Annotated in this window: 14 protein-coding genes; 9 read left to right on the top strand and 5 right to left on the bottom strand. The window is 71.0% G+C overall.

Annotation, left to right across the window (positions count from 1 at the left end; all coding sequences use genetic code 11):
* Positions 1-166: 166 nt before the first annotated feature.
* The 5 genes from ACN26Z_RS20415 to ACN26Z_RS20395 are packed head-to-tail and all read right to left on the bottom strand — an operon-like array spanning position 167 to position 4,626.
* A complete protein-coding gene (locus tag ACN26Z_RS20415) occupies positions 167-1,219 on the bottom strand; it encodes an HAD-IIIC family phosphatase (protein WP_282237891.1) in 1,053 nt (350 codons plus the stop codon).
* On the bottom strand, positions 1,216-2,352 hold the full coding sequence (locus ACN26Z_RS20410) for an acyl-CoA dehydrogenase family protein (RefSeq protein WP_421462871.1): 1,137 nt from the start codon (positions 2,350-2,352) through the stop codon (positions 1,216-1,218). The genes ACN26Z_RS20415 and ACN26Z_RS20410 overlap by 4 nt, the downstream gene beginning before the upstream one ends.
* A gap of 23 nt (positions 2,353-2,375) precedes the next feature.
* On the bottom strand, positions 2,376-2,624 hold the full coding sequence (locus ACN26Z_RS20405; RefSeq protein ID WP_093411088.1) for an acyl carrier protein: 249 nt from the start codon (positions 2,622-2,624) through the stop codon (positions 2,376-2,378).
* A 31-nt stretch (positions 2,625-2,655) separates the two neighbouring features.
* Positions 2,656-3,507 (bottom strand): 3-hydroxyacyl-CoA dehydrogenase family protein, encoded by an 852-nt coding sequence (locus ACN26Z_RS20400; RefSeq protein WP_421462869.1) that lies wholly within the window; start codon positions 3,505-3,507, stop codon positions 2,656-2,658.
* Positions 3,508-3,528: 21 nt separating this feature from the next.
* Positions 3,529-4,626: a ketoacyl-ACP synthase III family protein gene (locus ACN26Z_RS20395; RefSeq protein ID WP_282237895.1), complete on the bottom strand. Its 1,098-nt coding sequence runs from the start codon at positions 4,624-4,626 to the stop codon at positions 3,529-3,531.
* Between the two features lie 177 nt (positions 4,627-4,803).
* Here ACN26Z_RS20395 and ACN26Z_RS20390 point away from each other — a divergent pair, with 177 nt between their 5' ends.
* The 9 genes from ACN26Z_RS20390 (at position 4,804) to ACN26Z_RS20350 (ending at position 20,850) form a co-directional block, all read left to right on the top strand.
* The gene (locus ACN26Z_RS20390; protein WP_282237896.1) at positions 4,804-6,543 is read left to right on the top strand and encodes a condensation domain-containing protein; all 1,740 of its coding nucleotides are present in this window, start codon (positions 4,804-4,806) and stop codon (positions 6,541-6,543) included.
* Entirely contained in the window at positions 6,540-13,796 is a 7,257-nt protein-coding gene (locus tag ACN26Z_RS20385) for an amino acid adenylation domain-containing protein (RefSeq protein WP_421462867.1), read from the top strand. The genes ACN26Z_RS20390 and ACN26Z_RS20385 overlap by 4 nt, the downstream gene beginning before the upstream one ends.
* Positions 13,793-15,430 carry an amino acid adenylation domain-containing protein gene (locus ACN26Z_RS20380; protein ID WP_282237898.1) on the top strand — a complete coding sequence of 546 codons (1,638 nt, stop codon included), beginning with the start codon at positions 13,793-13,795 and terminating at the stop codon, positions 15,428-15,430. Before ACN26Z_RS20385 ends, ACN26Z_RS20380 begins: the two co-directional genes overlap by 4 nt.
* Positions 15,427-15,780, top strand: coding sequence for a deaminase (locus tag ACN26Z_RS20375; RefSeq protein WP_421462865.1), 354 nt, complete (start codon positions 15,427-15,429; stop codon positions 15,778-15,780). The genes ACN26Z_RS20380 and ACN26Z_RS20375 overlap by 4 nt, the downstream gene beginning before the upstream one ends.
* A 448-nt stretch (positions 15,781-16,228) precedes the next feature.
* Positions 16,229-18,076, top strand: a complete 1,848-nt coding sequence (locus ACN26Z_RS20370; protein WP_421462863.1) for an FAD/NAD(P)-binding protein — start codon at positions 16,229-16,231, stop codon at positions 18,074-18,076.
* Complete coding sequence (locus ACN26Z_RS20365; protein WP_282237901.1) at positions 18,073-18,783, top strand: class I SAM-dependent methyltransferase; 711 nt, start codon at positions 18,073-18,075, stop codon at positions 18,781-18,783. Before ACN26Z_RS20370 ends, ACN26Z_RS20365 begins: the two co-directional genes overlap by 4 nt.
* Before the next feature lie 92 nt (positions 18,784-18,875).
* A complete protein-coding gene (locus ACN26Z_RS20360; protein WP_421462861.1) occupies positions 18,876-19,847 on the top strand; it encodes a kinase in 972 nt (323 codons plus the stop codon).
* Positions 19,844-20,551, top strand: coding sequence for an AzlC family ABC transporter permease (locus tag ACN26Z_RS20355; RefSeq protein WP_093409032.1), 708 nt, complete (start codon positions 19,844-19,846; stop codon positions 20,549-20,551). The genes ACN26Z_RS20360 and ACN26Z_RS20355 overlap by 4 nt, the downstream gene beginning before the upstream one ends.
* Complete coding sequence (locus ACN26Z_RS20350; RefSeq protein WP_282237904.1) at positions 20,551-20,850, top strand: AzlD domain-containing protein; 300 nt, start codon at positions 20,551-20,553, stop codon at positions 20,848-20,850. The genes ACN26Z_RS20355 and ACN26Z_RS20350 overlap by 1 nt, the downstream gene beginning before the upstream one ends.
* The last annotated feature ends 100 nt before the right edge of the window (positions 20,851-20,950 follow it).

Below are 20,950 nucleotides of genomic sequence, written 5' to 3'. Positions count from 1 at the left end.
CGCAACGCTAGGTGCGCCCAGCGTCAGGTCCGTGGTACCGCAGTCGACACTTTCCGGGCGCCCGTGGTACTCCGGTACCACCGACAGCAGTCTCCTGGGTATGTCGGACAGCGGATGGGTGGCACACCTGCCCTTTGCGCCTGCCGCACCAACGTCGCTGCGTACGTCAATCCGCGATCAGCCGGACGAAGGGCGGCACGGGCGGAATGACGTCCAGATCTGCGCGCAGCGTCACATGCTGATCGGCTCGATCGATCTCCCGGAAGCCGGCGAAGGCATAGGTGATCTGCATCATTCTGTTCCGGCCGGTCTCGACCAGGTCCGCGTGCAGCTCGACGCAGGCATCCCGCGCCTGCCGCATCAGGTGGCTGAGCACGATCCCCCCGACGCCGCGGGACATCACGCGGCACGACATCAGCAACAACCGTAGCCGCCAGACCTTTTCTGACGTCTCGATCAGGACGAGCCCGATCTTGCCGTAGGAGCCGAAGCGGTCGTCGAGGGCGACGACATAGAGACGGTGGTCGTCTGAGGCGCGCGACTTGTCGAGGTCGTCGTAGGAGTACGTCCGACCGGTCGAATTCAGCTGGTTGGTGCGGATTGTCAGTTCCTGGGCCCGTTGCAGGTCGGCCCGGGTGGCGGATTCGATCCGGACGACCAGCCCCAACTGGGAGAGGAACTCGTCGGGGGTGCCGATGAACCGCTTCTCCTCGTCGTCGCGTCGGATCTGGTTGCGGTACATCTGGCGGCGTTCCCGCGACTCGTCGGTGCGGAACCGCGGCTGGAATGCCGGCGTCCGCATCGCCTCGACGAGTTCCGCCGGGTCCATGCACAGCACCTGCGGACACGCCATGGCGACCTCCGCCCGCTCGAACTCCTGATCGTCGACGAAGGCGATCGTGTCGAGCCCGATGTTGAGCTTCTCGGCGATCTGCTGAACGGAGTGTGACTTGGCGTTCCACCCGATCTGCGGGCAGAGGAACATCTCGGCGAGACCACTTCGCGCTATCTGTGTCCAGGCCGCCTGGTGATCGTTCTTGCTGGCGATGGAGTGCAGAATTCCCAACCGGTCGAGCGCCTCGATCGCCTCGACGACCTCCGGCTTCACCGTCACCGTCGCGTCCTCCAGCAGGACGCCGGTCCAGATCGTCTGGTCGAGGTCCCAGACCACACACTTGATCCGACCGTGCCGCTCCTCCTCACACGGGTCGTCGCTCACCGAACATCCTTTCGGTACGCGTCGGCCGCGATCGTGATCCGCTGGATCTCGTTGCTGCCTTCGATGATTTCCATGACCTTGGCGTCGCGGTACAAGCGCTCCACCAGATGGCCGGGGGTGCAGCCGACGGCACCGTGGATCTGTACTGCCTCGGCGGCATGTCGGGCGGCTGCGGTCGAGGCGAAGTACTTGGCCACCCAGGTGGCCATCAGTGTGTCCGCGTCGCCCTGGTCCTTCAGCCGCCCGGCGGCCTCGTAGAGCAGTCGCGCGGCCCGGGTGTCGGTGACCATGTCGGAGAGCTTCGCCTGGATGAGTTGCCTGTCGCGCAATGCTGTGCCACCGACCTTGCGGTGCGTGGTGTGGTGGGCGCAGGCGTCCAGGCAGGCTTGGAGGATGCCGACTGAGCCGGCGGCCACGCTGTAGCGGCCGAAGTCCAACACAGCGCTCATCACCATGCCGTTCACGAAACCGTCCGGACCGACGAGGGCGTCCGGTCCCACCCGTACCCCTGCCAGGGTGAGCCGTGCGAGCATGCTGCCGCGGGTGCCCAGCATGCCGGGGATCGGCGTCACCGTCAGCCCTTCGCTGTCGCGGGGCACCAGGAAGGCGGCGATGCCGGCGCCGGTGCGTGCGAACACCAGGAACAGGTGCGCCCGTTGGCCTCCGGTGATCCACGTTTTGGTCCCGTGCAGGACCCATCCACGTTCGTCCCGGACCGCTCGGCTGGTCAGGCTCCCGGCGTCGCTGCCGGCGTCCGGCTCGGACAGGCAGAAGGCCCCCAGCACCGATCCGGCGGCCAGGCGCGGGAGCCACTGCTCCCGTTGCCGGGGCGTGCCGAACCTCAGCAGCGCCCAGGAAACCATTCCGTGCACGGTGAGCAGGCTGCGTACCGATGAGCAGGCGTGTCCGATCTCCTCGTGCACCTGACCCACCGTCAGCATCGAGGCGCCCTGCCCGCCGTACCCGACCGGTAGGAACGGTGCCCACAGTCCGGCCGCGCCGATACGGTCGAGCGTCTCCGACGGGATGCTGCCGGCCTGATCGAACCGGGTGGCCAGCGGTGCGAGGTGGGTCCGGGCGAAGCAGCGGGCCGCAGTTCGATCCGTTGGTACGCGTTCGGTGCTCGCAGCCATCGGTGACATCGCCGGTGCCGCCGTCACACCGTCGCGGACTGACGGTCGACCAACGCGCTTATCGCGTCGATGCTGCGGAAGCTGTCGATCCGCATCTCGTCGCTGGGCACGGTGAAGCCGAAAGTCTTCTCCACGAACATCACCAGCTCCAGCGCGAACAACGAGTTGACCAGGCCGAGGGCGAAGATGTCCTCATCGTGGGCGATCTCCACGTGCGGGAACCGCTGCTGGAGGAACGCGGCGACGACGGCGCTGGGGTCGTTGTGGGACATGTGTTCCCCTCCTGTGCTGGTAGCCGAGTAGTCAGGCGGTCGGGCCGTACTCGTAGAAGCCACGACCGGACTTGCGCCCGTGCCGGCCGGCGTTGGCCATGGTGCGCAGCAGCGGGCAGGGCCGGTACTTGCTGTCGCGGTAGTGCTGGTAGAGCACGTCGATGCTGTGCAGGATGGTGTCGACGCCGATCAGGTCGGCAGTCTCCAACGGGCCCATCGGGTGGCCGAAACAGCTCCGAAAGACCTCGTCGACCGCTTCGGCGGTGGCAACGCCCTGGTGGACCAGGAAGGCCGCTTCGTTGACGGTCAACATCAGGACGCGGTTGGAGATGAAGCCGCAGACGTCCTTGACGTCGATGGCCTTCTTGCCCATCGCGTTCAGCAGTTCACGGGTACGCCGAACCGTCTCGGCCGAGGTGTGCTCGCCCGCGATGAGCTCTACGGCGGTCTTCATGGGTACCGGGTTCATGAAGTGCACGCCGACCAACTGCTCCGGTCGGCCGGTCACCGCTGCGAACTCGGTGATCGGAATCGCGGACGTGTTGACGACGAACACCGTCGCCGGATCGCAGATCCGGTCCATCTCCAGGTACAAGGCTCGTTTGAGGTCCCACCTCTCGGGGATGTTCTCGATGACGAAATCCACCTCGGCGAGCGCCTTCGGATCCACGCCGGTGCTGATCAACGCCATCGCCGCAGCCGTGTCCACGGCAGGACCGCCGAGCATCCGGCTCATCCGCAGCTGCGCCTCGATCTTCTGCAGAGCCGCGTCGAGAACCTGCTGTTCGGTGTCCACAAGGACCACCTGATGCCCGGTCTGGGCCAGGTTCTGCGTCACGCCGATCCCCATCACGCCGGCTCCGGCAACGCCGACAACGCTCATGGTCGGGTTCCTCTCCTCAGGTCAGATCACACGTCCGTCTCGGGAGCTGGTGTGGTGTCCAGGAACCCCGTCGGTCGTCGGCTGGGCCCGGCGTGGCCCGGCCCCGAGCCGGTCACCGACGGTGAAGTCACCGGGATCGCCGACGACCTCGACCAGCACCATGCTCCAGGCGGCCACGGGACTGGCGCTGATCAGCACGGCCCGCTCACCCTCGCGCAGCCGCCCGGTCCCGATCTCGGTCGCCAGGTTGAGCAGGACGTCGTTCGCGCCGAGATGGCCCAGGTCGCGCAGGTTGTCGTGGCAGGCCGCCGCGATTGTCACGCCGAGCGTCTCCTCAAGGAACCGGAACCCGCCCAGGGACAGGTTGTGGCACACATTCCGGGCGACGTCCCCCGGCGCGAGCCCGTTGCGGTCCAGCAGGCGTCGGTACATCGCGCCCAGCCGGTCACGGCTCTCCAGCGCCAGGGTGAAGGAGTACTCCTGGAGGTCGCGGCACTGCTCGGACCAGCGGGCCGACGGGCGGTCCCGGTAGTCCACCCGGAACAGGTCCCAGTAGTGGCCGTTGGTCTCCTGCAGCACGTCGAGAACGCGCAACGGCCCCTCCCTCGAGACGACCGCGGCCATGCCCCCGTCGCCGCTGACCGTCACCGGGTGCCGGTAGCGCCGCGGCGTGGCCGGCGTACTGCCGTGCACGACGAGGACGTCGCTCAGATCCGGATCGGCGGCCAGCAGGCCGCGCGCCACCAGCAGCGCCGGCGTCATCGACACACAGCCCAGCCCGCCGACGGAGAACGTCAGCGCCCGGTTGGCGCCGAGGTGTGCCTGCAACCGGGTCTCGGCGGAGCTCATCAGCGTGGTCGGCGCACGGGACTCGACCGCGACCAGGGCCCCGATCTGATCCGCGTCGAGGCCGGCGGCGACAAGCGCCCTGCTGGCGGCGCCGGCGGCCAGGTGGAGCGCGTCCAGCTCCGGATCGGTGCGAATCCGCTCGATTCCGAGGTCGGCGCAGAGCTGCCGCTCGGCCGGTCCCAGGTACGCCAGTTCCGGCAGCTCGGCCACGGCGACCGACCGTTCCGGCAGGAACGACGCCACCGTGCGTAGGGCGAACGTCCCGGACATGTCGCCGCCTCTCCCCGGTTTCCGCTGACCCTGCCGACTCTGCCGGCCCCGCCCGGCCGCTGGCAGAGAAGGACGGGCAGAGGCGGGGTTGCTGGTCCGGCTCTGGTCCGGGCCCGCCCGTGGGCACCACTCTCGGAACCGATGCCGATGCCGATCGCCGGTGAAGGGGGGCCACTGATGTCGGCCCGAGTTGGTACCGCGATGAACATCCCGCCGCCGATCCGGCCGGTGCCGCGCACCGGCGTGCTGCGGCTGTCACCCGGGCAGGAGCGGCTCTGGTTCCTCGACCGGCTGCACAGCGGCGGTACCGGGTATCTCATCCGGTCACACCTGCGCCTGCGCGGCGCATGGGATCCCGCGGTGTTCGAGCGCGCCGTGACCGAGGTCGTCCACCGGCACGAGGTGCTGCGCACCCGGTACGAGGACAACGCCGGCGATCCCGTGCAGGTCATCGACCCACCCGGCCCGGCCGACGTCACGGTCGTGGACCTGACCGGCGGCCCGGCGGGGGATCCGCATGCCGCGACCCGGGCGGCGGCGATGCTCGACGCGGCGGCGGCCCGGCCGTTCGACCTGCGCCGGGAACACCCGCTGCGAGTCGTCGTGGTACGGCTTGCGCCCACCGAACACCTGGTCGGGCTCACCCTGCACCACATCGCGGTCGACGGTTGGTCGTGCGACATCCTGATGCGCGAACTGGATCAGGCGTACCGCGCGCTCGCGGCCGGCCGGCCCCGGCCGGCGCCACCGCCGGTGCAGTACGCCGACGTCGCGGCCTGGCAGCGGAGCCGTCGGGAGGCCACCGGCACGTCCGGCATCGAGTACTGGCGGGACCGGCTCGCCGGGCTGGACCCGGTCACACTGCCCACCGACCGGCGGCGCGATGCCGGCCGCGACCGGCGCGGCGACGTGTTCACCGTCGACGTGCCGCGGCACGTCGCCCGGCTGGTCGACGGCATCGGCGAGCGGCACGGCACGACCGCGTTCATGACACTGCTGGCCGCGTTCAAGGTGCTGCTGGCGCACCGGACCGGCCGCACCGACATCGCGGTCGGGCTAGCCGACGCCGGGCGGGACGAGCCGGAGACCGAGGACCTGATCGGCTTCTTCATCAACACCCTGGTGCTGCGGACCGACCTGTCCGGCGGGCCGTCGTTCGTCGAGGTGCTGCACCGGGTGCGCGAGACGGTGCTGAGCGCACTGATGCACAACGACGTGCCGTTCGACGACGTCGTGGCCGCGGTCCGACCCGGCCGGGACCCCGCCCGCAACCCGCTGTTCGACATCATGTTCCAGGTCCTCCACACCTCCGGTACGCCCGGCACGCTCGGAGGCGCCGCGGTGGAGCCGCTGCCGGCGACTGCCACCGCCGCCAAGTTCGACCTGGTGTTCACCGTTCACCGCACGGCGGCGGGCGACCTGCAGTGCATGCTGGAGTACGCCGCTGATCTGTTCGACCGGACGACGATGCAGTGGCTCGCCGAGGACTACGTGGCGCTGCTCGAGCGGCTGGCCGGCGCACCGCAGGTCCGCGCGGTCCAGCCGGCCCCGACGCCCGGCGCGCCGACCACGGCGGCCACCCCTGCGACACAGCCGGCAGCCGCCCCGGTGCCGCCGTCCGGCCCGGTCGAGCAAGCCGTCGCCGGAATCTGGTCGGCTCTGCTCGACGTCGACGACATCGCCGCCGACGACGACTTCTTCGACCTCGGCGGCAACTCGCTGCTGGTGATCCGGGTGCGCGCCGCGCTGCGGCGCACGTTCGCTGTCGATCTGCCCGTGCAGGTCCTGTTCGAGGCCGCCACGGTGGCCGAACTCGCGGCTGCGGTCACCGCCGCGGTCCGCGCCGACGTCGGCCGAATGTCCACCAGCCAGGTGCAGGGCGTACTGCTCCGGGCCGCCCCGAAAGGAACCCGATGACCGAGATGTTGGAGTCGCCCAGCCTGCACGAACAGCTGCTGGAGCGCCGGCTGCACGGCCTGGAGACGTTCACCGAGCCTGGTATCCCTCAGGTGTCACGGGCCGTCGCGCCGCCGCTGTCACCCGCGCAGCGCCGGCTGTGGATTCTCGACCAGCTGCGTCCCGGTGGTGTCGAGTACGTGGTCCAGATCGCGCTGCACATGGTCGACCACCCCGGCAGCCGGCTCGACGTCGCCGCGTTGCAGGCCGCGCTGGACGGGCTGGTGGCGCGGCACGAGGTGCTGCGCACCCGCTACCCGGCCGGCCCTGACGGCGAGCCGGTGCAGCTGATCGACCCACCCGCCCCGGTCCCGTTGCCGGTCCGGGACCTCACCCACCTCGACAGCGAGACCCAGGGCACGCTGCTCGACCAGCTCATGTCGGTCGACCGCGAGCCGGTTGACCTGGCCGCCGGGCCGGTCTTCCGCGCGCTGCTGGTCCGGCGTGAACCGGACCAGAACCTGCTGCTGCTCACCACCCACCACATCGCGATGGATCTCTGGTCGGAGAACCTGCTGGTGGACGAGCTGCGCCGCCGCTACACCGCCGCCCTCGACAATCGCCCCGCCGACCTCGCCCCGCTGTCGGTGCAGTACGCCGACGTCGCGGCCTGGCAGGGACAACGGATCGCCGAGCTGCGCGGCACCCAACTCCCGTACTGGCGTCGGCAGCTCGCCGACGCCACGCCGGTGGACCTGCCGACCGACCGGCCGCGGCCGGCGGTACGCGACGCCGCCGGCGACATCGTGCCGTTCACCGTGCCCACCAGCGTGGCGGCGGCGCTGGGCCGGCTCGCCCGCGCGCACCGCGCCACGCCGTTCATGGTCCTGCTGGCGGCGTACGCGGTCGTCCTCGGACGGTGGAGCGGCCGGACCGACGTCACGGTCGGAACGCCGGTCGCCGGCCGTGGGCACGACGACACGCACAACCTGATCGGACTCTTCCTCGACACCGTCGTGGTGCGGGCCGACCTGGAAGGCGACCCGACGTTCGGTGACCTGGTCGACCGGGTCCGTGGTGCCGCGTTGGGCGCGATGGCCCACCAGGAGCTGCCGTTCGATCAACTCGTCGATGACCTGGCACCGGTCCGCGACCCCGCGCGCACCCCGCTGTTCTCGACGATGCTCGTCTGGCAGGAGGCCGGTCCGGGCGGCTTCCACGCCCCCGGCCTGCACGTCGAGCAGGTACCGATCCCGTTCGCCGACGCCAAGGTCGACCTGACCTTGGCGGTGGCGCCCGGCCCGGACGGCACGCTCGCCGGTGCCCTGGTCTACGCGACAAGTCTGTTCGACCGCGACACGATCGAGCGGTTCGCCGCGCAGGTGGGGCAACTGCTGGCGGGTGTCGCCGCGGCGCCGGACACCCCGCTGTCCGCCATCACCATCCTGCCGCCGACCGAACGCGAGCTGCTGCTCGACGGCTGGAACGACACCGCGTCCGACGTGCCGGCCGGCACGGTGCCGGAGCTGTTCCGGGCCCAGGTGGCCGCCACCCCGGACGCGGTGGCCGTACGGACCGAGGACGGCAGCCTGTCCTACGCCGAGCTGGACGTCCGGGTCACCGCGCTGGCGCACCGGCTGCGTGCGCTCGGCGTCGGCCCCGAGTCGGTGGTCGGGGTGTGCCTGGAACGCGGCCCGGAGCTGGTGACCGCGCTGCTGGCCGTGCTCACGGCCGGCGGGGCCTACCTGCCGCTGGACACCGAGAGCCCGGCCTCGCGGCTGGAGGACCAGCTCACCGAGGCCGGCGTGCGGATCGTGGTGACCGACCGGACGACCGTCGGCCACACCACGCGGACGCTGGTCCGGCCGGACGCCGTCGATGGCGCCCCCGACGGGCCGCTCGGCGCCGACCTCCACCCGGACCACCCGGCGTACGTGCTGTACACCTCCGGCTCGACCGGCCGACCCAAGGGCGTGGTGATCACCCATCGGGCGCTGCTGAACCGGCTGACCTGGATGCAGCGCGAGTACCCCCTCGACGGCACGGACCGGGTGCTGCACAAGACGCCGTACGGCTTCGACGTCTCGGTCTGGGAGCTGTTCTGGCCGCTGGTGACCGGCGCGACGCTTGTGGTCGCCCGTCCGGGCGGGCACCGCGACCCGGCGTACCTGGCTCGGGTGATCGCTGAGCGCGGCGTGAGCACGCTGCACTTCGTGCCGTCGATGTTGCGGGCCTTCCTCGACGAGCTGCCCGGCCCGCTGCCGTCGGTGCGGCGACTCTTCGCCAGCGGCGAGCCGCTGCCCGCCGAGGTGGCGGCGACCGTGCATACGAAGATCGGCTGCCCGTTGTACAACCTCTACGGTCCCACCGAAGCCACGATCGACGTGACCGCGGCCCGGTGCCGGCCCGGGGAGCCGGTCACGATCGGCCGGCCGGTCGCCAACACCCGCGCCTACGTCGTCGATGCGGACCTGCGCCTGCAGCCGGTCGGCGTGCCCGGCGAACTGGTGCTGGCCGGCGTCCAGCTCGCCCGTGGCTATCTGCGCCCGGCGGACACGGCCGACCGGTTCGTTCCCGACCCGTTCGGCGCCGGGGGCCGGCTCTACCGCACCGGCGACCTGGTCCGGCACCGCGCCGACGGCACGATCGAATACCTGGGCCGGCTGGACCGGCAGGTGAAGCTGCACGGCAACCGCATCGAGCCGGGCGAGGTCGAGGCGGTACTCACCGCGTACCCGGACGTCGCCGCCGCCGTGGTCACCGTGCACGACGACCGGCTCGTCGCCTACCTCGAAGGCTCGGCCGATCCGAACGTGGTCGCGGCGTACGCCCGGGCCCGGCTGCCGCTGAACCTGGTGCCCACGCGCTGGATCGTCCTCGACGCGCTACCGCTGACCGCCGCCGGCAAGGTCGACGTGCGGGCGCTGCCGGCGCCGCCCGCGCATGTCGGGCCGGTCGAAGCGGAGCCGCTCACTCAGCTTGAGCGGACGCTCGCGGACGCGTTCACCGACGCGCTGGGCATCGACACGATCGGCCGGCACGACGCGTTCTTCACCCTCGGCGGTGACTCGATGCGGGCGATCCGGGCCGTCGGTGCGCTGCGGGCCGCTGGCCTGCCGGTGTCGGTGCACGACCTGTTCAGCCACGCCACGGTGGCCGAGCTGGCCGAACTGGTCGGTACGCGGGAACCGGTCGAGCCTGGTGCCGGCCCGTCGGCCGTGGCGTCGTTCGCGCTGCTGTCCGACGCCGACCGTGCGCTGCTGCCGCCGGGCGTGGTGGACGCGTACCCGATGGGCGAGATCCAGGCCGGGATGGTGTACGAGATGCTGGCCGCACAGCGGCCCGTCTACGTCAACGTCAGCTGCTACCGCATCGCCGACGAGCTGCCGTTCGACCTGGCCGACCTGCGCGCAGCCGCGGCGTTGCTGGTGCAGCGGCACGAGATCCTGCGCACCTCGTTCGCGCTCACCGGCTACACCCGGGCGCTGCAACTGGTGCACGAGAACGCTGAGGTTCCGGTGGAGCTGGACGACCTGCGCGACCTGCCCCCGGCCGCGCAGCGCCAGGTCCTGGACGAGTTCCTGATCGCCCAGCGCGACGTGCCGTTGGACCTGGCCATGCCGCCGCTGCTGCGCTACACGGTGCACCGCACCGGAGAACGCGAGTGGTGGCTCACACACGTCGAGTGCCACGCCATCCTGGACGGGTGGAGCCAGACGTCGGTGGTCGGTGAGCTGATCCAGACCTACCGGACGCTGCGCCGGGGCGACACCCCGCAGCCGGCGCCGCCGCCCGCCGTCCGGTTCGCCGACTTCATCGCCGCCGAGCAGGAGTCGCTGGCATCGGCCGCCGATCGGGACTTCTGGACCGCCACCATCACGGCCACGGACAAGCTGGAGATCCCGGCCGGGTGGGGCGATCCGGAGGCCGGCGCGGACCGGACCGACGACGCGCCGGACTCGATCGACGTCGGGTACGCCGACCTGGAACCGGCGCTGCGCCGGCTGGCGGCCGACGCGGGTGTGTCGCTGAAGAGCGTGCTGCACGCCGCCCACCTCACGGCCTGGGGCGTGGTCACCGGGCGGCAGCGCTTCTCCGCCGGGCTGGTCGTCAACGGCCGGCCGGAGCTGCCACGCGGTGACGAGGTGATCGGCATGTACCTGAACACGGTGCCGTTCCCCGCCGATCTGACCGCGGCGAACTGGCCGGACCTGGTACGGGCGGTCTTCGCGCAGGAGGCCCGGCTGTGGCCACACCGGCGCTACCCGATGGCGGCGATGCGACGCGACGGTCGGCACCTCTCGTCGCTCGTCGACGTCAGCTTCACGTACCTGGACTTCCACATGATCGACTGGAGCTCCGGCATCGGTTTCGAGTCCGACTTCAGCCCGAGTGAGCTGCCGTTCTCCGCGGTGTCGTTCCCCGGCCGCCTGTGCCTGGTGGGCCGACCGAGCCGGATCCGACGGCCGTACCTGGAACTGGTCGCCCGCACCTACCGCCAGGTCCTCGCCGCGATGGCCGCCGGCCCGGACCGCGACCCGGCTGCCCTCCCGGACGCGGCACCGGCCACGGGGCCGCGCACCGTGACGCTGGCACCTGTCGACCGCGACCGGGTCCTCGTCGCGCCGAACCGCTCCGACCGTATCTGGCCCTCCGACGAACCGGTGCACCGGCTGATCGCGCGGCAGGCCCGGTCCACACCCACCGCCGTCGCGCTGCGGCAGGGCGCCGTCAAGGTCTACTACGCCGAGCTGGACCTGCGTGCCAACCGGCTGGCACACCGACTGCGCGCGCTCGGCGTCGGCCCGAACACCGTCGTCGGCGTCTGTCTGCCGCGCACACCCGACCTCGCCATCAGCATTTTGGCCGTCCTCAAGGCGGGCGGCGCGTTCCTACCGCTGGACCCGCAGTACCCGGTCGAGCGGCTGCGGTTCATGCTCGACAACGCGGCGGCCGCAGTGGTTCTCACCGCCGGCCCGCCACCGGCCGGCCTCACCGGGGCCGGTTCCGCGCAGGTGCCGACCGTCGACGTGACTCACGAGTCCGCCCTGCTGGACCTGCCGGTCACCGCGCCGCAGGAGACCGTGTCACCGGACGACCTGGCGTACGTCACCTACACGTCCGGCTCGACCGGGCGCCCCAAGGGCGTCGCCGTGCCGCACCGGGCCGCCCGCAACCTCCGCTACGCCCAGCAGGAGATCTTCGACGTCCGGCCGGGCGACCGGATGCTGCAGTTCTTCTCGGCGAGCTTCGACGCATCGGTGTCCGAGTTGCTCGCCGCGCTCACCGCCGGCGCCGAGCTGGTCCTGCCCGGGGTCGGCCGCGACCCGGGCGACCTGCGCGGCGAGGCAGCCACCCTCACCCACATCCTCCTGCCGCCGTCGATGCTGAGTCGGTTGGACCCGGCGGATTTCCCGAAGCTGCGGATCACCCTCGTCGGGGGCGAGGCGTGCCCCGCGGCGCAGGCCGACCGGTGGGCGCGGCACGCCGCGTTCGTCAACGTCTACGGCCCAACGGAAACGTGCGTGTATGCCACGTATGCGCCGGTCCTCGCCGGCACGCCGGACCGGGTACCGCCGATCGGCACCCCGCTGGCGAACGTGCGTTGCTACGTCCTGGACGCCGAGCTGCGACCACTGCCCGCCGGGGTGCGCGGCGAGTTGTACGTCGCCGGCGCGGGGCTGGCCCGCGGTTACCTCGGCCGACCCGGCCTGACTGCGGACCGGTTCGTTCCGGACCCAAACGGAGCGCCCGGCAGCCGGATGTACCGCACCGGCGACGTGGTGTCCCGCGCGGACGACGGCGCCCTGTACTTCCACGGCCGCGGCGACCAGCAGGTCAGCGTCCGCGGCTTCCGGATCGAACTCGGCGAGGTGGAGCACGCGTTGCAGGTGCATCCGGCCATCGCGGCCGCGGCGGTCGCGGTCGCCGCGGCGGGCACCGAGGACGCGACGCTTGTGGCGTTCGTCCGGCTCACCGACGGCGCCGGCGGCGCTGCCCCCTCGGCTGCCGAACTGCGCGATCACGTCCGCCGCCAGCTGCCGGCACACCTGGTGCCGACCCGCTGCCACATCGTCGCCCAGTTCCCGGTAACCGCCTCCGGCAAGGTCGATCGCGCTGCGCTGGTGGCGGCCGAGCCGGAACCGGTCGCCGCGCAACTGGAGCGGGTGGCGCCGCGGACGCCGCTGGAGCGGGCGATCGCCGGTGCCTGGGAGCAGGCGCTGCGGCTGGACCGGGTCGGCGTCGACGACGACTTCTTCGACCTCGGCGGCCACTCGATGGCGATGATGCGAATCATCTCGCTGCTGCGGGAATCGCACGGCGTGGAGCTGACGTTCCGCGCCTTCCTGGAGCACCAGACCGTCGCGCGGCTGGCTGCCGCGATCGTTGCCGGCGCGGTCGGCATCCCGGAGCAGCCGGCCGAGGCCGGTAGCCGCAACTGCGCGATGCTGTGGCTGCGTCGCGGCACCGGCGCGCCGCTGTTCTGCATCCACCCGGGCGGCGGCAGCGCCCACTGGTTCCAGCGTTTCCTGCCCTATCTGGACCCCGAACTGCCGCTGGCCGCGTTCGAGTGGCCGAAACCGCACGGTGACAACGCGCCGATCCCTACCGCCGACGAGATGGCCCGCCGGCACTTCGACGAGCTACGGGCCGTCCAGCCGCACGGGCCGTACCGGATCTTCAGCTGGTGCGGCGGCAGCACCATCGCGGCGGCGCTCGCCACCATGCTGCTCGACGCCGGCGAGGAGGTGATCTTCATGCTTCTCGACCCGGTACTGGACGCAAAGACCAGGCCGAAGTTCTACGAGCAGATGGGCTTTGTGCGCCGGCTGGAGAAGCTGGTCCTGGAGATCGACCGGGGTGGGCCGCAGATGGACACACCCGAACGCCGCGCCGAGATCATGGACCTGTACGGACGGGTCGCCAACGACATCGACGACAGCGAGGGTATGGCGCTGCCCGAGCGCGGTGTCGGCACCGCCTGGCCGCGGATGGTCCGCGTCTGGCGGGAATCGCTTGAGGCACTGATCGAGTACCCGAACCCGACCTACGCCGGCAAGCTGCACCTCATCGTCAGCGACGCGCTCGCCAACAGTCGGCACGTGGTGACCTCCGGCCAGGCATTCACCGACTACTACGCTCGGTGGGAGGAGCTGATCGACGGTGGCATCGAACTGCACCGGGTACCCGGAGACCACATCGGGATCATGAAACCGCCCCTGCTCAAGCACCTGACCGATGTGATCAGCGCGGTGCTGGGTGGCTCCCGATGACCACGACGACGACCGGCACGGCCGCACTCGGGCCCACCGCGCAGCAGCGGGCGTGGAACACCACCACCCGCGGGTTCACCGCGGACGGCCCCGTGCACCGGCGGTTCGAGGCGCAGGCCCGGCTCCGACCGGACGCGGTGGCGGTGCGCTGGGCCGGCGGCACGTTGACCTTCGCCGAACTGGACCGGCGTGCCAACCGGCTGGCGTGGGCACTGCGCGACCGCGGGGTCGGACCGCAGACACCGGTCGGGATCCGGGTGCCGCGCGGCCCGCAGCTGGCGGTCGCCGTGTACGGCGTGCTGAAGGCGGGCGGCTACTACCTGCCGGTGGAGCCGACGCTCCCGGCCGAGCGGGCACACACCCTCCTGGCCGAGGCCGGTGCGCGGGTACTTGTCGTCGCGGCCGGCGGGGACAGTTGGTCGGTACCGGCCGGGGTAGCTGCGGTGTCCGCCGACCACCCTGTCCCGGACCGCCGTGAACTGTGCGGCCCCGAACCCGGCACCGACGCCGACTCCACCGCCTATGTGGTCTTCACCTCCGGCACCACCGGCCGACCCAACGGCGTCGAGGTGGCGCACCGGTCGCTGCACAACCTCTTCGCCTGGTGTCAGCGCACACACGGTTTCGGCCCGCACGACCTCGGCCTGTCGGTCGCCTCGTTCAGCTTCGACCTGTCCGTCTTCGACCTGCTCGGCCTGCCCGGGTACGGGGCCGGCGTGTACATCGCCGACGATGCGCAGCGACGCGACCCGGAGCTGCTGATCGACGTCCTGCTACGCGAGCCGGTGACGTTCTGGAACTCCGCGCCGACGACGCTGGCCCACCTCGCGCCGTTGCTCGACGGACACCGCGACGACGCCGGGACGGGCGACCTTCGCCTGGTCTACCTCGCCGGCGACTTCCCACCGCTGACCCTGCCGGACGACGTGCGGTCGGTCTTCACCCGGGCGACGATCGTCAACCTTGGCGGCACGACCGAGACGACCGTATGGGCGAACTGGTACGAGGTCGGGGCGGTCGACCCGGCCTGGCGGAGCGTTCCGTACGGCCGGCCGATCGACAACGCCCAGTACTGGGTGGTCGACGAGAACCTGCGGCCGTGCCCGGTCGGCGTCCCGGGCGACCTGCTCATCGGCGGCGATGTCCTCGCGATCGGCTACCACGGCCAGCCGGAACTGACCGGGCAGCGGTTCATCCCGGACACGCTGGGACCCGACCCCGGGGGTCGGCTGTACCGCACCGGCGACCGGGCGAGCTTCGGCCCTGACGGTGTGCTGACCATCCTGGGCCGGGTCGACGGGCAGGTGAAGATCCGCGGCGCGCGGGTCGAGCTCGGGGAGGTCGAGCACCGCCTCCGCGGCCACGCTGACGTCCGGGACGTGGTGGTGCTGGCCCGGCCGAACCGGGACGGCGACCGGGTGCTGGTGGCCTACGTCCGGCCGGCACCCGGCTGCCGTCCGACCGTACGGGAGCTGCGTCGGCATGTGGCGGCGGGACTGCCGGACTACATGGTTCCGGCGGCGGTCGTGTTCGTGGACGGCTTCCCAGCCACCGCCAACGGCAAGCTCGACCGCGCCGCGCTGCCCTGGCCGGCGCAGACCGGCAGCACGCACACGCTCGGTGCCCCGGGGTGAGCCCCGCAGCGACCGCCGCGCCACCCGGGCACCGTCGCGGGCTGCGCGCGGTGGTCGCCGCCGGTGCCGTGTCCGCCTGCGGCTACCAGGCCAACACCCTCGCGCTGCCCTGGCTGATCCGGGAACTGGGCCCCGAGGTGGCGGCCGGCACCACGATGTACACCAGCTGCCAACCGTGCCCGATGTGCGCCACCGCCATCGAACGCTCCGGCCTCGGCCGGGTGGTGTTCGCGCTCTCCGCCGAGCAGTTCGAAAGTGTCAAGCCGGCCACCCCGGCGCCGGCTCCGGTCCGGTACGACGGGCCGGCGCTGTTCGCCGAGGCCCGTCGACCGATCGAGGAGCACTACTGATCGGAGCTGCGGAAATGCGGCCGGTCTGTGCAGCCGCACCAATGATCAAAGGCCCGACCTCTGGAGTATGTCCGTATAACGGCCCACCCATGATTTACGGGGATTGACAGGCCCGGATCCAGGCCGGTAATGTGTGCCGCACCGCGAATGCAAATGCGCATGTGCACTGTCTCTGTACGCGCCACGATGGACCGCGTCCAACATGTGGATAACTATTGACGGATCGCCGTCACGTCGACATAGGATTCGCTGGACACATTTCTACGTCCACTTGATGGTGGATTCTGCTGGTCAGCAGAGAGGTCGGGGCACGTTGGGGTCGCCCCGCCGGAGTGAACCTAATGTTCATCCGGAATTCTCGCCGTCCGTGAATGGGGCTGCGGCGAGTCCTTTCTGAACGCCGCGGTGGTGGCGTCTCGTTCGTTTCGTGTCACGGGGGAAGCATCGAATGCCGTCCGAGTACGCGGTGGCAATTGTTGGTCTGGGCTCGAGAGGGTGCAGCGTCTTCGAGCGTATCGTCGCGCTCGCCCGGCTCGGGGTACCCGGTGCGCCCACCCGGGTGGAGATCATCGACCCGCGCTCCGACGGTCAGGGACTGCATGGCACCGACCAGCCGGATTATCTGCTGCTCAATACGCTCTGCGGTGAGATCTCCATGTATCCCGACGAGGAGTCGGTCGGGTCGTACTGCGGGCCGGCCGGCCCGGATCTGCACAGCTGGGTGACCGAGCGCGGCCTACGGCTGGCCGAGGACGGGCACACTCTCGGGCCTGCCGGCCGCCCGGTCCGGCCCACCGATTTCCTTCCCCGACGCGTCCTCGGTGAATACCTGCGCTGGTTCTTCGAGCAGGTACGCCGTGGCGTTCCCGACGGTATGCGGGTGACGGTGCACCGTTCGGTCGCCGTCGACCTCGACTCCGACCAGCGCGGTGGTGTGACAATCACCTTGGCGGACGGCTCCCACGTCCGCACCGACTACGCGTTCCTGACGATCGGACACACCGGCAACGAGCCGCCGCCCGAGGGTGCCGGGGACGCCAGGGCGGACCGTCGGATCACCGATCCGTACCCGCTGCCCCGGCGGCTCGACGTGATCGGCGCGGGGGAGACCGTCGCCGTCGCCGGCTTCGGACTCTCGGCCATGGACGTCATCGCGAGCCTCACGGTCGGACGCGGCGGGAGGTTCGAGCGGCAGGGCGGCGCGCTGCGGTACCGGCCGAGCGGCGCCGAACCACGAATACTGCTGTACTCCCGGTCCGGCGTGCCCTTCCGGGCCCGGCCGGACCGGGCGGAAATCGCCACCGCCTTCCCGCCGATCGCGCTCACCCGGGCCGCGGTACACCGACTGCGCGACGCCGGGCCGATCGACTTCGACCGCGCGATCCTGCCGCTACTGATGATCGAGATGCGGGTCGCGTACCACAGGTGCCGCACCCTGCTCCGGGACGGGCCGGACGCGCAGGAGCAGTTGGCCGCCGGTCTGGCCGAAGCTGCGGGTGACGGCAAGCTGGTCGCCGCGGTGGACTCGCTCGACCGGTTGCACGGTGGGATAGATCCCGCCGAACTCTGGGACGGGTCAGCGGCCGTGCGCATGGAGGACAGCGACAGCTACCAGCGTTGGCTGCTGGCCACCATCCGGGCTGACCTCGACGAGGCCGACCGGGGGGTGCTGGGCAGTCCGATCAAGGCCGCCCTGGAGGCGATCCGCGACGTCCGGGACTTCCTACGCGACGCGGTCGCGGCCCAGGGGCTCGCCCCGGGCTCCCGGGAGCACTTCTTCGGGCAGGTGGTGCCCCTGATGAACCGGGCCGTCGTCGGCCCGCAGAAGGATCGTCACCACGAGTTGGTCACCCTGGCGGAGGCCGGCCTGATCCGGTTCCCGCTGGGGCCCGCGCCGCGCGCCGCCTTCGACCCCGGCGCCGGTCGCTGGGAGCTGACCTCCACCCGGCTGGCCACGGTGCACCGCGAACACGCGGACTGGCTCTGCGCCGGCAGTTCCCCCTGGCCCACCGTGCACTCCTCGGCCAGCCCGCTGGTGCGCTCGTTGTACCGGCGAGGACGCCTCCGGCGGCACGCGCCCGGCAGCGCAGCGGTACACGCCGCCGACGTCGACGCGAACCTGCATCCGGTGGGTGAGGACGGCAGCGATCCGCGGCTCTGGTTGATCGGGCCGCTGTGTGAGGGCCCCACCTTCTACAACCACCTGATCCCCACCCCGGGATACTCCCGCGCTTTCGTCGACGCGCACCGCTGCGTCGCGGAGATGTTCCACAAGCAGAAAGGACCGCAGTCATGAGTACCCTGGCCGAGGCCGACGAGGCTGCCAAGCACCAGTGGAACGAGGCGTATCAGCTCGACGGGCACCCCAACCTCTGGGGTGATCCACCGGTGCCGTACGTGGTGAACGCCGCGAAGCTCTTCGCCGACCACGACGCGATGGTCGTGCTGGACCTCCCCTGTGGCGACGGACGGAACCTGTCTCCGTTGGCGCAGGCCGCGACGGTGGTGATCGGTGGCGACACCTCCGTCAACGCGATGGGCCTCGCCCGTCGGGTGATCGCCAAGGCGAACGCGGACAATGTCGTCCTCCGCGCGGTGGACGTCTTCGCCACCGGTCTGCCCGACGACGCCGTGGACGGCATCTTCTGCTGGGATCTGCTGGGTCACCTCACCGAGCCGGTCAAGGCGCTTCAGGAGCTGTACCGGATCTGCCGGCCCGGTGGTCACATCGTCGCGAACATGTGGACCATGAACGACTGCCAGGTCACCGACCCCGGCATGGTCGAGACCGGGCCCAAGGAGTACCTCGACCACGCCGGTTTCTACTGCAAGTTCTACGACCGGGACGATCTGGCGGCTTATCTGGAGGCCGGCGGGGTCAGCGAGGAGGTCGCCGGGGTGGAACTGCTGCGCTGGACGGAGCCGCCGCATGCCGGCTACCGGCCCTGGTTCCACGAGCACGAGAGCCTCGCCTTCACCATTCGGAAGCGGGCCAGGCGGTGACGGGTCGCTAGCGGGTCGGCGCCGCCCTTGCCGGCGGCGACCGGCCGCGCATCCTTCATCCCACCGAAATTGACACCACCAACGGGGACTCGATGTATCTGCGGAAGGTAACGGGCTTCGGGACAGCCAACGGCACGTTCGGTGAACTGCTGCAGGGGGTCCTGCCGGAGGACGAGCGCCACTTCCTGGTGACCCTCCCGATAGCAGGCTGGGCACACGCGGCATTCCACTATCTTCCGGACCGGCCGGAGGTCGAGGTGCGACCGGCGCACAAGACCAAGGCCCGCCGGCTGGCGATGCGCCTGCTGCGGACGTACGGGATATCCGGCGGCGGCGTGGTGGAACTCGGTGGTGCGTTGCCGGAGGGCAAGGGCCTGGCCAGTTCCTCGGCGGACCTGGTCGCCACTGCCCGGGCGATCGCCGATGCCATCGGCATTTCTCTGGACGCCGCGGCGATCGAGGGTTTCCTGCGTGATGTGGAGCCCTCCGACGGGGTGATGTATCCGGGCATCGTCAGCTACCACCATCGAGAGGTACGGCTGCGGGAAAAGCTCGGTTTCCTGCCGCCGCTGACCATCGTGGCGCACGACCTCGGCGGCATGGTCGACACGATCCGGTTCAACCGGTCGACCGCCCTGCCCCCGATGCGGGTCCGCCACGAGTACCGCGTGCTGCTGGCCGAGATGGCCACCGCCGTGCGGGCCGGTGACCTGATCACGGTCGGCCGGATCGCCACCCGCAGCGCCGAGTTGCACGTGCACCGGCATCCCCGTGCTGACTTCGCGCAGCTGCGTCAGGTGTGTCGTGAGGTCGGCGGCCTGGGGTTGGCGATCGCGCACAGCGGGACCTACCTCGGTATCCTGCTCGGCGAACATCGAGAGGGCGAGGAGCGGACCGCCGCCGCCCTCGCCCGCTGCGCCGACCTGCCGGGTAAGGTGCGGATTTTCCGAACCCTCGGCGCCGCCGACTATCCGACCGGGCCCGCCACTGCCGGGCCCGCGAGCCGGTGCGGTGAAGGGCTGACCGAGCTGCGTGAGCAGGTACGTGAAGGGACGCCGACGTGAGTACGACAGACACGATCGCGGATCGGAGTTGGTCGCGGGCGCGTACCGCTGTACTCCGCGACGCGGTCGGGGTGGGCGTGGCCGTCGGTGCGCTCGGGCTCTCCTTCGGCGCACTGTCGGTACTGGCCGGCTTCTCCGTCGCACAGACCTCTGCGCTGTCGCTGCTGATGTTTTCCGGCGCGTCGCAGTTCGCGGTGATCGGGGTGATGGGTGCCGGCGGTGGCGCGCTGACCGGCGCGGCCACCGCCACCCTGCTGGGGGTGCGCAACAGCCTCTACGGCCTGAACCTCGCGTCCCTGCTGCGGCTCCACGGGGCGCGGCGCCTGGTCGGCGCGCACCTCGTGCTCGACGAGAGTTCGGCGATGGCGACGGCCCGCAGCGACCCGCGCGAGGCGCGTCTGGCGTTCTGGGCCACCGGGATCTCCGTCTTCGTCCTCTGGAACATCGCCACACTGGCCGGTGCGCTCGGCGCACACGTGCTGCCCGACCCGGAAGCACTCGGGCTCGACGTGGCCGCACCGGCCGCGTTCGTCGCCCTGCTGCTGCCGCGACTGCGCGGCCGACGGCTGTGGGCACTCGCCGTCGCCGCTGCCGTCATCGCGCTGATCATGGTGCCGCTGTTGCCGGCCGGGATACCGGTGCTGGTGGCCGGACTGACCGCCATCGTCGCGGCGTTCACTGCCCGCCGGGCGGGTGACCGCTGATGTGGACGGCGGTCCTGCTGGGCACCCTCGGGGTGTATCTGCTCAAGCTCGTCGGGCTCTGCGTACCCAAGTCGGTGTTGGAACAGCCGCAGGTGCAGGAGGCGTCGGCGTTGCTTCCGGTGGCGCTGCTGGCCGCCCTGGTCGCGGTGCAGACCTTCGCCACCGGCCACGATCTGGTGCTCGACGCGCGCGCCGCCGGCTTCGCCGTCGCCTTGGTGGCGGCGTTGCTGCGGGCACCGTTCCTGATGGTTGTCGCCCTCGGCGCCGGTACCGCCGCCGTGCTGCGTCTGATCACTTAGCGCCACCGGGGTGTTTGTCCTCGGTGTCCACTGCACGAATAATTGTGGTGCAGATGACCACACGAGCGCTGAAGGGGGACGGAGTGGCGAGCCGTCGAGG

It is taken from the genome of Verrucosispora sp. WMMD703 (assembly GCF_049178935.1).
Classification (GTDB): Bacteria; Actinomycetota; Actinomycetes; order Mycobacteriales; family Micromonosporaceae; genus Micromonospora; species Micromonospora sediminimaris.
This window is presented reverse-complemented; position numbering and strand designations above follow the sequence as displayed.